General features: G+C 37.4%; 8 protein-coding genes, 13 tRNA genes and 4 pseudogenes. All 25 read left to right on the top strand.

The window, feature by feature from the left end; translation table 11 throughout:
• The first annotated feature begins 53 nt into the window (after nt 1-53).
• Nucleotides 54-126: transfer RNA gene (locus HBN42_RS09205), tRNA-Thr, on the top strand.
• 13 nt (nt 127-139) lie between these two features.
• Nucleotides 140-211 (top strand) — tRNA-Gly (locus HBN42_RS09200).
• An 8-nt stretch (nt 212-219) separates the two neighbouring features.
• Nucleotides 220-304, top strand: a tRNA-Leu gene (locus tag HBN42_RS09195).
• Between the two features lie 14 nt (nt 305-318).
• Nucleotides 319-392: transfer RNA gene (locus HBN42_RS09190), tRNA-Arg, on the top strand.
• Nucleotides 393-398: 6 nt separating this feature from the next.
• Nucleotides 399-472 (top strand) — tRNA-Pro (locus HBN42_RS09185).
• Nucleotides 473-477: 5 nt separating this feature from the next.
• Nucleotides 478-551: transfer RNA gene (locus HBN42_RS09180), tRNA-Met, on the top strand.
• 26 nt (nt 552-577) lie between these two features.
• Nucleotides 578-651 (top strand) — tRNA-Ile (locus HBN42_RS09175).
• Between the two features lie 6 nt (nt 652-657).
• A tRNA-Ser gene (locus HBN42_RS09170) sits at nt 658-747 on the top strand.
• Between the two features lie 11 nt (nt 748-758).
• Nucleotides 759-832: transfer RNA gene (locus HBN42_RS09165), tRNA-Met, on the top strand.
• A 22-nt stretch (nt 833-854) separates the two neighbouring features.
• Nucleotides 855-927 (top strand) — tRNA-Phe (locus tag HBN42_RS09160).
• Between the two features lie 9 nt (nt 928-936).
• Nucleotides 937-1,007 (top strand) — tRNA-Gly (locus HBN42_RS09155).
• Nucleotides 1,008-1,033: 26 nt separating this feature from the next.
• Nucleotides 1,034-1,107 (top strand) — tRNA-Ile (locus HBN42_RS09150).
• Nucleotides 1,108-1,112: 5 nt separating this feature from the next.
• A tRNA-Ser gene (locus HBN42_RS09145) sits at nt 1,113-1,200 on the top strand.
• 58 nt (nt 1,201-1,258) lie between these two features.
• The gene (mreC, locus tag HBN42_RS09140) at nt 1,259-2,077 is read left to right on the top strand and encodes a rod shape-determining protein MreC (RefSeq protein ID WP_165994728.1); all 819 of its coding nucleotides are present in this window, start codon (nt 1,259-1,261) and stop codon (nt 2,075-2,077) included.
• A complete protein-coding gene (gene mreD / locus HBN42_RS09135; protein ID WP_165994727.1) occupies nt 2,078-2,566 on the top strand; it encodes a rod shape-determining protein MreD in 489 nt (162 codons plus the stop codon).
• Nucleotides 2,567-2,671: 105 nt separating this feature from the next.
• The gene (gene pcsB, locus HBN42_RS09130; RefSeq protein WP_165994726.1) at nt 2,672-3,910 is read left to right on the top strand and encodes a peptidoglycan hydrolase PcsB; all 1,239 of its coding nucleotides are present in this window, start codon (nt 2,672-2,674) and stop codon (nt 3,908-3,910) included.
• 113 nt (nt 3,911-4,023) lie between these two features.
• Nucleotides 4,024-4,983: a ribose-phosphate diphosphokinase gene (locus HBN42_RS09125; protein WP_165994725.1), complete on the top strand. Its 960-nt coding sequence runs from the start codon at nt 4,024-4,026 to the stop codon at nt 4,981-4,983.
• Between the two features lie 417 nt (nt 4,984-5,400).
• Nucleotides 5,401-6,174, top strand: coding sequence for a DNA repair protein RecO (recO, locus tag HBN42_RS09120; protein WP_165994724.1), 774 nt, complete (start codon nt 5,401-5,403; stop codon nt 6,172-6,174).
• 145 nt (nt 6,175-6,319) lie between these two features.
• A complete protein-coding gene (gene plsX, locus HBN42_RS09115) occupies nt 6,320-7,327 on the top strand; it encodes a phosphate acyltransferase PlsX (RefSeq protein WP_165994723.1) in 1,008 nt (335 codons plus the stop codon).
• Complete coding sequence (locus HBN42_RS09110) at nt 7,320-7,574, top strand: phosphopantetheine-binding protein (protein WP_165994722.1); 255 nt, start codon at nt 7,320-7,322, stop codon at nt 7,572-7,574. The genes plsX and HBN42_RS09110 overlap by 8 nt, the downstream gene beginning before the upstream one ends.
• Nucleotides 7,575-7,857: 283 nt before the next feature.
• Nucleotides 7,858-8,565, top strand: a pseudogene (gene purC / locus HBN42_RS09105) (phosphoribosylaminoimidazolesuccinocarboxamide synthase).
• Between the two features lie 70 nt (nt 8,566-8,635).
• Nucleotides 8,636-10,401: pseudogene (locus tag HBN42_RS09100) on the top strand (AIR synthase-related protein).
• A gap of 232 nt (nt 10,402-10,633) precedes the next feature.
• Nucleotides 10,634-11,168 (top strand): annotated as a pseudogene (purN, locus tag HBN42_RS09095) (phosphoribosylglycinamide formyltransferase).
• A gap of 89 nt (nt 11,169-11,257) precedes the next feature.
• On the top strand, nt 11,258-11,773 hold the full coding sequence (locus tag HBN42_RS09090) for a VanZ family protein (protein ID WP_165994721.1): 516 nt from the start codon (nt 11,258-11,260) through the stop codon (nt 11,771-11,773).
• Nucleotides 11,774-11,786: 13 nt separating this feature from the next.
• Nucleotides 11,787-13,306 (top strand): annotated as a pseudogene (purH, locus tag HBN42_RS09085) (bifunctional phosphoribosylaminoimidazolecarboxamide formyltransferase/IMP cyclohydrolase).
• Nucleotides 13,307-13,596: the final 290 nt, after the last annotated feature.

Here is a 13,596-nt window from a genome sequence, read left to right as displayed (position 1 = left end):
ATCTGGCGCTTAACGGCGTGGGGGTTCAAGTCCCTTAACCCGCATAATAAAAAGCCGGCTTAGCTCAGTTGGTAGAGCATCTGATTTGTAATCAGAGGGTCGCGTGTTCAAGTCATGTAGCCGGCATCACCAAGATTTTGCGAACGTAGTTCAGTGGTAGAACATCACCTTGCCAAGGTGGGGGTCGCGGGTTCGAATCCCGTCGTTCGCTTTTGAGGCGCCGGGGTGGCGGAACTGGCAGACGCACAGGACTTAAAATCCTGCGATGGTTCACATCGTACCGGTTCGATTCCGGTCCTCGGCATTAATTTAATAATAGCACCCTTAGCTCAACTGGATAGAGTACCTGACTACGAATCAGGCGGTTAGAGGTTCGACTCCTCTAGGGTGCATCAATTCGGGAAGTAGCTCAGCTTGGTAGAGTACTTGGTTTGGGACCAAGGTGTCGCAGGTTCGAATCCTGTCTTCCCGATTGATGGCGGTGTAGCTCAGCTGGCTAGAGCGTCCGGTTCATACCCGGGAGGTCGGGGGTTCGATCCCCTTCGCCGCTATTTATTGTTTTAATATGGATGACTTGGGACCTTTAGCTCAGCTGGTTAGAGCACTCGGCTCATAACCGAGCGGTCGTAGGTTCGAGTCCTACAAGGTCCATTATTTGGAGGATTACCCAAGTCCGGCTGAAGGGAACGGTCTTGAAAACCGTCAGGCGTGTAAAAGCGTGCGTGGGTTCGAATCCCACATCCTCCTTTTTAGACTATCGCGGGATGGAGCAGCTAGGTAGCTCGTCGGGCTCATAACCCGAAGGTCGTAGGTTCAAATCCTGCTCCCGCAATATACATAAGTTATGTAGAGTTGGCTCGGTAGCTCAGTTGGTAGAGCAATGGATTGAAGCTCCATGTGTCGGCGGTTCGATTCCGTCTCGCGCCATTATATAATGCGGGTGTAGTTTAGTGGTAAAACTACAGCCTTCCAAGCTGTTGTCGCGAGTTCGATTCTCGTCACCCGCTTTATAGTTTACCCAAGCTATATGCTTGGGCGCGTAGCTCAGGTGGTTAGAGCGCACGCCTGATAAGCGTGAGGTCGGTGGTTCGAGTCCACTCGTGCCCATTTCTGGAGAATTACTCAAGAGGCTGAAGAGGACGGTTTGCTAAATCGTTAGGTCGGGTAACTGGCGCAAGGGTTCGAATCCCTTATTCTCCGTATTGATAAACGAATATCTTTTGATATTTCGTTTTTTTTTATTTTCGTGAGGCATATTATGTTTAAATATAGATTTTCAAAATTCTTTTTCTGGTCCTTATCATCTTTAATTGTTTTTATTTTCTTTATTTTTTTATTTCGATCTTCTATTTCTCCCTATATTTCTTCTATGACATCAACCACATTATCAACCTTTGATGCTTTGGTGTCTAAGCCTTTTACTGTGGTTAAAGAGACCTTTTCTACTTCTAAAGATTTGGTAGGTGCTTTTGAAGAAAATAAAGTTCTCAAAAAAGAGCTAAGGGAACTTAAAAATAATAGCATGGATCTGGAAAAACTGAAAAAGGAAAATGAGGAATTGAAGGGCTTTTTAAAAGCTGATCTATCTGCTCCCTTTCAAGTAATGTCACAAAGTATTGTGCGTACACCGCAGTTATGGGATGAATCACTTGTTATCTCCTCGGGGAAAGCTGAAAAGATTAAGGAAAACATGCTTGTTACTGTAGATTCGGCATTAATTGGAAAGGTTACAAGCTCAACTTTGAATAGTTCACGTGTTGATTTATTAACAAATGGTAGAATTTTTGATTTACCTATTAAAATAGAGGATGGATCTACAGTTATCTATGGTAATTTGAAATCCTTTAATCAAGAAAAGAAGGTCATGCAAGCTAGCGAGTTCAATTCAAATGATAAAATTAGTAAGGGGTCGAGAGTTTTTACCAGTGGTTTAGATGGTGAAACTGTAGCGGATATTCCGATAGGTAAGGTTGTTTATGTCAAAAATGATGATGATAAATTGAAACGCCAATTTGACATCGAATTGGATGCGAACTTTTCTAATATCAATTATGTAAAGGTCATGGGGAAACAATAAATGACTAAAAAATCAATTTTTAATCTGATCTTACTCTTACCTTTAATGTTACTTGATCCACATATTTCAGAAGTATTGAATTTGTTGCTTCCAGCACCAATTACGGTGACTTCATTAGTTTTTGTGGTTTGCTATTTTTGGCTCTCTTTAAAAAGTGAAATGTACTTAAGGATAGTCTGTTCCTTGATATTAGGAATGATTTTTGATTATTATTATTTTGATTTTTTGGGTGTTATGATCCTTGCTCTCCCTCTTGCTACTATCATACTGTTGGTTATCAGGATGATCATGCCCCAGGACATTTCTATTTTTCAATCTCTCTTGTTATTTTCGATCTTTCTTTTTGTTTTACTGTTTGTCAGTTATTACTTGTTAGAATTATTTCGTTACTCAGGTATTTCCCTGCCCTACTTTATAACTTATAAGTTTTTACCGACCTTATTGTACAATTTAGTGATTTTTGTAACATTGAGTAAATATTTTCAATGATCTTTTATTGGTTACTACATATAAATGTAATATAGGCGTAACATTCTTTGACTCTTTTTCTGGTAGAATATAAGATGTCTTATCGAAAAGGAGTAGTTTTAAATAATGAAAAAGAGAATATTATCAGCCGTTCTTGTAAGTGGTGTGACCCTTGGAGCTGCAACAACAGTAGGAGCAGAAAATCTTGATTCGCAAATTGCTAAGCAAGAATCAGTTATTTCAAATTTAACTGAAGAACAAGCTGCTGCGCAGAAACAAGTTGTTACTTTACAAGGCCAAATTGGTTCATTGCAAACTGAGCAAGATAATTTAACTCAACAAAATGAAGAGCTTAAAGCACAGTCTGCTAAATTGAGCGAAGAGATTCAAGCACTTTCAAGCAAAATTGTTGCTCGTAGCGAAGCTTTGAAAAAACAAGCTCGTAGCACTCAAAAGGGAGTTACAACTTCTAGTTATATTAATACCCTTTTAAACTCACAATCAATTTCCGATGCTGTTAACCGTATCGTTGCTATTCGTGAAGTTGTAAGTGCAAACGCTAAAATGTTAGAGCAACAAAAGGCTGATAAACTTTCTTTAGAAGAAAAGCAAGCTGCTAATCAAAAAGCTATTAATACAGTGGCAGAAAATATGAAAACTCTTGCTGCAAATAAGGTTTCACTTCAAACTCAGCAAGCTAGTTTAGAAGTGGCGAAACTTGATCTGTCTGCTAAAATGGCTACAGCTCAAGATGAAAAAGATCGTCTGTTAAATAAAAAAGCAGAAGCTGAAAAAGCTGCTGCTGAAGCAGCAAGAGCACAAGCGGAAGCTCAGGCTAAAGCAGAGGCACAAGCTAAAGCACAGGCTGAATCTGTTGCTGCAGCACAGGCTGCTGTCCAAGCAGCTACTCAAGCTCCAGCAGCTTCCACAGCAGCAGCTCCAATAGCAGTATCTCAAGCGCCAGCTGCTTTACAATCTTCAACACCAGCCGCTGTGGCTCGTCCTGTATCAACTCCTAGACCAGTATATGGTACAGCCAATACTTATCCAGTGGGTCAATGTACATGGGGAGTTAAATCTCTAGCACCTTGGGTTGGTGATTATTGGGGTAATGGTGGTCAGTGGGCTTCTAGCGCATCTGCAGCAGGTTTCGCTGTTAGTTCAACTCCAGTAGTTGGATCAGTAGCAGTTTGGTCAGGTGGCGGTTATGGTCACGTTGCCTATGTTACAGCAGTTGAAAGCTCAAGCAGAATTCGTGTTATGGAATCTAACTTTAATGGCATTCAAACAATTGGTGATCACCGTGGTTGGTTTGACCCAACTTCAACTTACCAAGGATCAGCTGTTTATATCTATCCACGTTAATAATGTAGAGACCAGCATTTTCGCTGGTCTTTTTTGCTGAGATCACTGAATTCAATTGAAATCTAGGTTAAAAAACGTTAAAATGGTATAGGATTAAAACTTTGGAGGAAAAAATGTCGTATTCTGATTTAAAATTATTTGCCTTATCATCAAATAAAGAGCTTGCAGAAAAAGTTGCTTCATCAATAGGACTTCAGCTTGGGAAGTCTACTGTTCGTCAATTCTCAGATGGTGAGATACAGGTAAATATAGAAGAATCAATTCGTGGACAACATGTATTTGTCTTACAATCAACAAGTTCCCCTGTCAATGATAACCTTATGGAAATATTGATCATGGTGGATGCGTTGAAGAGAGCCAGTGCTGAGACAATCAGTGTTGTTATGCCATACTATGGTTATGCACGACAAGATAGAAAAGCTCGCGCTCGGGAGCCTATCACATCTAAACTTGTGGCTAATATGCTTGAAGTTGCTGGTGTCAATCGCTTATTAACTGTTGATTTACATGCAGCTCAAATACAAGGATTTTTTGATATTCCAGTTGATCACCTTATGGGTGCACCTTTAATAGCAGATTATTTTGATCGTCATGGCTTAATTGGAGAGGATGTCGTTATTGTTAGTCCCGACCATGGCGGTGTAACAAGAGCTAGAAAATTAGCTCAATTCCTCCATACACCGATTGCTATTATTGATAAACGTCGTAGTGTGACTAAAATGAATACTAGCGAAGTCATGAATATCATAGGAAATGTTAAAGGTAAGAAATGTATCCTAATTGATGATATGATTGATACCGCAGGTACGATTTGCCATGCTGCTGATGCTTTGGCTGAAGCTGGTGCAACAGAAGTTTATGCTTCATGTACTCATCCTGTCTTATCAGGCCCTGCTATGGACAATATTGAAAAATCAGCCATTAAAAAACTAATTGTTTTAGATACCATTTTCCTACCAGAGGAACGTTTAATTGAAAAAATTGAACAGATTTCTATTGCAGATTTAATTGGTGAAGCCATTATCAGAATTCATGAAAAACGTCCTTTATCACCACTTTTTGAAGTTGATTAAGGAAAGACAGATACATTTTTTAGAAATAAAGAAAAGAGCCTTAGAACAATAGCTTCTAGGGTTCTTTTAACTTAGTGTCAGTATTTTTAAAGTTGATAGGATAGCCTAAAAAAGATCCTTATGCAATTATGGATTATTTTGTGTATAATAAAAGTAATATTTTGGAGAGAGCCCATATGAATCTAACCCAAAGAACCAATAACATGGAGATAAAGTTGAAATATCACTGATTGGGGATTTTGTCCCAGCCATCTCTAGTAATCCAGGCATTGTAAGACTGATTTTAGGAGAAACAGTCCCATTATAGTACTATGAGTGGTTTGTTGGTATTAAGGGAAGCTCTTGCCACTAGCCCAGGTATGACTTTTAGAAAGTATGGAGAAGCAATGGATCATTTGAAATTGTTTATGGATAAGTATGAAAACTAAAGAATCACTAGGTATTGTCCTTTATAACCGCAATTACAGAGAAAATGATAAGCTTGTTAAGATCTTTACAGAACAAGCTGGAAAGCGGATGTTTTTTGTCAAACAAGCTGGTAAGTCAAAATTAGCTTCTGTTATTCAACCACTGACATCAGCCGATTTTATTTTTAGATTAAATGACAGTGGTTTATCTTATATAGAAGATTATAATGGTGTCCAGTTTTATAAAGCTATCAATCAAGACATTTTTATGCTCTCTCATGCAAGTTATGTTATCGCCTTAGCTGATGCTGCCATCTCAGATAATCAAGCTGATCCTCAGCTTTTTGCATTCCTAAAAAAAACCTTAGATTTGATGGAAGAAGGTTTGGATTATGAAATATTAACCAATATATTTGAAATTCAGATCTTAGAGAGATTTGGTATTGAGATTAATTTTCATGAATGTGCTTTTTGTCATCGTGTTGGCTTGCCCTTTGACTTTTCTCATCAGTATACAGGAGTATTATGCCCGCAACATTTATCAGAAGATAGGCATAGAAATCATATTGATCCCAATGTTATCTATCTCTTAGACAAGTTTCAAACGATTCACTTTGATGAGCTCAAAACTATCTCATTAAAAAAGGAGATGAAGGATAAATTACGCCATTTTATAGATGAGATCTATGAGGATTATGTGGGCATTCATCTTAAAAGTAAAAAATTCCTTGATGATTTGAGTTCCTGGGGAACTATCATGAAAGATAAAAATGATATCAAATGAAAGAAAAAGAATTCTTAGAAAATTACTGTTAGGAATCCTTTTTTGAAGTTTAGTGAAAGAGACTGGTAGTGTCAAAAAATTTAGAGTATGCTATAATAATGACATTGTTTCTATAGAGTTCATTCAAATAGTTAAAGGAGTTATCATGAAGAAAATAGCAATAGATGCGATGGGGGGAGATAATGCTCCTAAAGCAATCGTAGAAGGTGTCAATCAAGCTATTGAAGCTTTTCCAGATATTGAGATTCAGCTTTATGGAGATCAGGATAAGATTAAGCAATATTTAAAAGAGTCAGACCGTGTTAGTATCATACATACGAATGAAAAAATCAATTCTGATGATGAGCCTGCAAAAGCTATTCGCCGCAAAAAAAATGCTTCAATGGTCTTAGCTGCAAAAGCTGTTAAAGATGGTCAAGCCCATGCTATTCTCTCTGCTGGGAATACGGGGGCGCTACTAGCAGCTGGTTTGTTTGTAATAGGACGTATAAAGGGCGTAGATCGTCCAGGACTCTTGACCACTCTACCAACGACAAATCAAACAGGATTTGACATGTTAGATTTAGGGGCTAATGCTGAAAATACAGCTCAACATTTACATCAGTTTGCTATTTTAGGATCTTTTTATGCTAAGAATGTCAGAGGGATTAGTCGCCCTCGTGTTGGCTTGTTAAATAATGGAACTGAAGCTACAAAAGGAGACCCCTTAAGAAAAGAGACCTACGCCTTACTTGATGCTGAAGAGTCCATTAACTTTATTGGTAATGTAGAAGCGCGTGATTTAATGTTGGGCTCTGCTGATGTGGTAGTTGCTGATGGTTTCACGGGAAACGCTGTTTTAAAATCAATTGAAGGTACTGCTATAGGCATCATGTCACAATTAAAAAGGGCTATTAAATCTGGTGGCTTAAAAGCAAAATTAGGTGCGCTCTTATTAAAAAATAGTTTATATGACCTAAAGGATACACTAGATTATTCTAGTGCAGGTGGAGCAGTCTTGTTTGGGTTAAAGGCCCCAGTTGTTAAATCGCATGGTTCTAGTGACGCAAAAGCAATTTTTTATACTATCAAACAAATTCGACTGATGCTAGAAACAAATGTGGTTAATCAATTAGTTGAAGAATTTTCCAAGGAGACTAGTAATAATGACTAGAAAAATGATATTAGACAAACTACTTTATTTGATTAATGAACAAGATCCTAGTAAGACGGATTTGATTAATGAAAACTCAAGCTTAAAAGACGATTTAGGCGTTGATTCCATTGAGCTAACAGAATTTATCATTAATATTGAGGATGAGTTTAAGCTTTCTATTCCTGATGAGGCTGTCGAACAGATGGAAACAATCAGTGATATAATGACTTACTTAGAAAAACATTCACATACAAGAACAAAATAAAAAAGAGCTCGGCTTCAGATCGAAGGAAAAGTCTATTATAGACTGATTTTCTTCGGTCTTTTTATTTTTAGCTTAAGGGAAGATCAAAAAACGTATCTATTTTTTTAAGCCATATTTTTTCTGCCTTTATGATATATCTTGGACTTCCTTTTAAGGAATTGGCTTCTTTGACAGCTTAATACGAACGATAGTATAAAAAATAATTTAAATATCAATAAATCATTTAATATATTCTTTTCTTATGTTATTCTAAATAAAAAATATAGAAAAGACGAACGATTTTGTGATGAATCAACTTATTTATTCAGGCAAGGCTAAGGATCTTTACAGTACAGAAGATGAGGGAATTATCAAATCTGTCTATAAGGACCAGGCAACCATGCTAAATGGTGCTAGGAAAGAAAAGATTGACGGAAAAGGGATACTGAATAATAAGATATCGTCGCTTATTTTTGAAAAACTGAATCAGGTTGGTATTAAAACACATTTCATCAATCAGATTTCAGATACAGAACAGTTAAATAAAAAAGTAACCATTATTCCTCTTGAAGTTGTTTTGTGAAATGTAGCTGCGGGAACCTTTGCAAAGCGCTTTGCTATTGAAGAAGGTGTCAAACTTGAGACCCCCATCCTTGAGTTTTACTATAAAAATGACGACCTAGATGATCCTTTTATTAATGATGAACACGTCAAGTTCTTACAAATTGCAGATGATGAAGAGATTGCCTATCTTAAAGAAGAAACGCGTCGTATTAATGTCCTCTTATTAGAATGGTTTAAGGCTATTGACCTGCAACTGATTGACTTCCAGTGAAAATTTGGTTTTGATCTGGAAGGAAATATTATCTTAGCTGATGAGCTTTCACCAGATAATTGTCGTCTTTGGGATGCTGAGGGTAATCATATGGACAAAGATGTGTTTAGAAGAAACCTTGGTAGTCTAACTGATGTTTATCAAGTCGTTTATGACAAACTAAAAGCACTAAACTAAGAAGAGATTAGCAGATAGATTATGCTAACTAGTTACTACAGGGTGTAGGACTATTTGAATAGGAGATAAAATGGACAAACGTATTTTTGCAGAGAAAAAAGAAGATTTTCAGGTTAAAGCAGAGTCACTTGTAAAGGAATTAAATCATAAGCTTCAATTACAAAGTTTGAAAAGCCTGAGGGTTATTCAAGTTTATGATGTCTTTTCAATTGATGAGGCACTTCTTTAGAAAGCAGAGAAACGCATTTTTTCTGAACAGGTGACGGATACTTTTTTAGAAGAAGCTAAACTTTTAAAAGAATTAGAGACCTATGCTTTTTTGCTATTGAGTCATTACCTGGACAATTTGATCAGCGTGCCGCAAGTTCACAAGAGGCCATTATTTTACTTGGTGGTTCAAGTGATGTGAGTGTAAGCACTGCACAACTTTATCTGGTTAATCAGGATATTGAGGCTTCAGAATTAATGCTTCTGAAAAATTATCTCTTAAATCCAGTTGATTCACGTTTTAAAGATATTACACAGGCTATTAGCAAACATAATTTTTCTGAATCTGATAAAACTATTCCAAATCTTGATTTCTTTTCATCATATACAGCTGAAGATTTTAAAGCCTATAAATCAGAGACTGGTCTTGCCATGGAAGTTGAAGATTTACTTTTCATCTAAGATTACTATAAAACAATTGGGCGTGTGCCAACTGAGACAGAACTTAAAGTTTTAGATACTTACTGGTCTGACCATTGTCGTCATACAACTTTTGAAACGGAATTAAAAGCTATTGATTTTTCAGAATCTAAATTCCAAAAACAATTACAAGCAACTTATGATAAGTATCTTCAAATACGTCAAGAATTGGGACGATCAGAAAAACCTGAAACTCTAATGGATATGGCAACTGTCTTTGGACGTTATGAACATGTTAATGGACGCCTTAATGATATGGAAGTTTCAGATGAAATCAATGCCTGTTCTGTTGAAATCGAAGTCGACGTTAGTGGTGTGAAAGAACCTTGGCTTTTGATGTTTAAAAATGAAACACATAATCACTCAACAGAAATTGAACCTTTCGGTGGCGCAGCAACCTGTATCGGAGGGGCTATTCGTGACCCCTTATCTGGTCGCTCCGATGTTTATCAAGCTATGCGTATTTCAGGCTCAGGCGACATCACTATGCCAATTGCGGAAACGTGTAAAGGTAAATTACCACAACAAGTTATTTCAAAAACAGCGGCGCACGGCTATTCTTCTTATGGTAACCAAATTGGTCTAGCTATAACTTATGTTAAAGAATATTTCCACCCAGGATTTGTGGCAAAACGTATGGAACTTGGTGCTGTTGTGGGTGCCGCTCCTAAGGAAAATGTTGTTCGTGAAAAACCTGAGGCGGGCCATGTGGTAATCCTCTTAGGTGCCACAGGATCTTCTAAGGTTCAAACGGTTGAATCTGTAGAAACAGCTGATGCTGAAGTTCAAAAAGGAAATGCCATTGAAGAACGTAAGATTCAACGCCTTTTCCGAAATGGTCAGGTTACTCGTTTAATAAAAAAATCAAATGACTTTGGTGCTGGTGGTGTTTGTGTGGCTATTGGTGAGTTAGCTGATGGTCTTGAAATTGATTTAGACAAGGTGCCAGTTCTACCTATTTTCAAGGCTATTGAAAAATATAGGAATATCAGGCATGAAGAAATGTTTGAAATCTTTAATATGGGTATTGGTCTGATGATGGCCGTCAAAGCTGAAAATGTGGAAACCATCAGAGAGTTTCTAGATGAACCTCTTTATAAGATTGGACGTATCGTTAGCAAAGAAGACAAGAGTGTCGTGATTAAATGACATCATCTTTAACAGTAAAGACACCATAAATTTTAGAAAGGAAAGTTCAGTTCATTTGTCAAACTGGACACGGGACAATAATTTTTTAGCCTGCAAATAATAAAATGCGAATGAGTGGTAAATCTCCCTCTCGCTTTCACATTTCAAGGCTTGAGCCTCAGATAGTTGACAGAACTGTTTGAGTTTTCTACAAAAATTTTCAGCCAGCCGAATTGTCCTTTTATATCAAATTATGAAGATTGCAGTTTTTGCATCTGGTAATGGGTCAAACTTTCAAGTCATTGCGGAGCAGTTTTCTGTTGATTTTGTCTTTTCAGATAAAAGGGGAGCTTATGTTTTAGAGAGGGCAAAAAATCTGGGCCTTGCCTATTATAGTTTTGAACTCAAAGACTTTGCAAGTAAGGTTACCTATGAGGAAGCTATCGTGATCCTGCTTGAAAAGCATGACATTGACTTAATCTATTTGGCTGGTTACATGAAAATTGTTGGCCCAACCTTACTGAAGGCCTATAAAGGACGTATAAAGCCTATTTACCAGAATTTCCTGGCGCCCATGGATAGATGATGCCTGGGAAGCTGGTGTTGATCAGTCAGGTGTGACCGTTCATTGGGTTGATAGTGGTATTGATTCTGGTCAAATTATTAAACAAGTCAGAGTATCTCGTCTAGAAGATGATGCACTTGAAAGTTTTGAAGCCAGAATCCATGAAGCAGAATATAAGCTTTATCCACAGGTATTGGATAGTTTGGGAGTTAATAGAAAATAAGGCCTGGCCTAGTTGACTCTACTTATGAAAAGTTTTAGACTTAATGTGAATTAATACTGCTCTGATTGAGTCCATTGGAGGTGTTTTCATTGATAGCGTCTAAAAAGGTTACTACTTTTCTATTTTGTCTTTATTTATTATTACTCACTTGGTGTGTTTTATTTAAGTTCGAAACTCAGTTTCAGTATATTAACTTTTTCCAGGAAAAACGGATGATTAACTGGATTCTCTTTACCCAACCATTAATTGTCAATGGGGATATCGTTTTTGCAGAAATGGGATTCAATTTACTTTTCTTTGTTCCCTTGGGAGTTTCTTTGCCTTTAATGTTTCCTAAATGGTCTTATGTCAAAATAATAGGGTCAGGTTTTTTACTTAGTTTGATCTATGAAAGTTTACAATTTATTTTGGCTATAGGCAAAGCAGATGTAACTGACTTATTATTTAATACTTTGGGTCTCTGTATAGGTTTATTACTCTATCCCTTATTAGTTAAGCTATTTAAAAATCGAGTGAGATTCTGGATAAATGTTATTGGAATCGTATGTATAGGTATTCCCGCAATTGGGCTTATCCTATTTGTGATTATTGGATTATTAGTATGATTAAGGAGAAAAATTGACAAAACGTGCACTGATTAGTGTTTCAGATAAAACTGGCATTGTTGACTTTGCCAAAAACCTAAAAAATCTAGGTTTGGATATTATCTCAACTGGTGGGACAAAGACTGCCCTTGATGAATCAGGTATTGAAACCGTTGCTATTGAGGATGTGACTGGCTTTCCAGAGATGATGGATGACCCTTCATCCCGATATCCATGGAGGCTTACTTGCTCGCAGGGACATGGATATGCATTTAAAAGCTGCCAAGGATCATAAGATTGAACTCATTGATTAATCTTTATCCTTTCAAGGAAACCATTCTACGTCCAGATGTGACTTATAGCAAAGCTGTGGAAAATATTGATATCGGTGGGACATCAATGCTTCGTTCAGCAGCTAAAAACCATGCCAGTGTAACGGTTATTGTTGATCCAGCAGATTACGAGCTAGTACTGAAAGAATTAAGAGTAGTTGGCGAAACGGACTATGCACCCCGTCAACGTTTGGCAGCCAAGGTTTTCCGTCATACAGCAACCTATGATGTCTTGATTGCAGAGTACTTCACAGAGCAAGTTGGGGAAGAAAAACCTGAAAAGTTAACGCTAACTTATGATTTGAAACAAGCTATGCGTTATGGTGAAAATCTGCAACAAGAGGTTGATTTCTATCAAAAAGTTATTCCAACCGACTATTCTATTGCTTCTGCCAAACAGTTAAATGGGAAAGAACTGTCATTTAACAATATTCGTGATGCGGACGCCGCTATCCGTATTATCCGTGATTTCAAAGACAGACCTACGATTGTCGCCCTTAAACACATGAATCTATGTGGTATTGGCCAGGGTGATAGTATTGAAGAAGCTTGGGATTATGCTTATCAGGCCGATCCTGTTTCTATCTTTGGTGGCATTGTTGTCTTGAACTGTGAGGTTGATGCAGCGACAGCTGAGAAGATGCATCCTATCTTCCTAGAAATTATCATTGCACCAAGCTATTCTCAAGAAGCGCTAGCCATTTTAACAAAGAAAAATCTTCGTCTTTTAGAATTGCCATTTGATGCCCAAGAAACTAGTCAAGCGGAGCCGGAATTCACTGGTGTTGTGGGTGGTATGCTGGTGCAAAATCAAGATGTGATTGAAGAAAATCCAGAAGCTTGGCAGGTGGTGACAGATCGTCAACCAAGTGAGCGAGAAAAGGCAGCCCTTGACTTTGCTTGGAAAGCTATCAAATATGTAAAATCTAATGGGATTTTGATTGCCAACGACCATATGACTCTAGGTGTTGGGCCTGGTTAAGCCAACCGTGTGACTTCTGTTCGTATTGCCATTGAGCAAGCTAAAGACCGTCTTGAAGGCGCAGTTCTTGCTAGTGATGCTTTCTTCCCCTTTGCAGATAATATTGAAGAAACTGCGGTCGCAGGGATCAAAGCTATCATTCAATCTGGTGGTTCAGTTCGTGACCAAGATTCTATTGCTGCTGCCAACAAACACGGCATTGCCATGGTCTTTACAGGGGTTTGTCATTTTAGACATTAAACTTATTGGATTTAAGACTGTAAAACCCTTATAGGAAACACTAAAGAAGAGACTTTAGTATTTTTTTAATTTTCCTTTTGAAGAGCTATCTCTGACTATAAAAAATTAAAATAGGATTAATACCAGATTCTAAGGGAGAACTTACTCAGTCAAGAAGAGAAAAACTATCATAAAATAGCTGCCTAGCCTTGCTCTCATAATCTTTGTCTTAGTTAAGAAGGAAACTGTGAAATTAAGATTATTCTTATTTATGGCTTTTATAATGATGAGGACATTATTTTCTTTTTATA

Source organism: Streptococcus catagoni (assembly GCF_011421425.1).
In the GTDB taxonomy this organism is placed as follows: Bacteria; Bacillota; Bacilli; order Lactobacillales; family Streptococcaceae; genus Streptococcus; species Streptococcus catagoni.
Note: the sequence above shows the minus strand (reverse complement) of the source record. Positions and strands in the feature narration are given on the sequence as shown.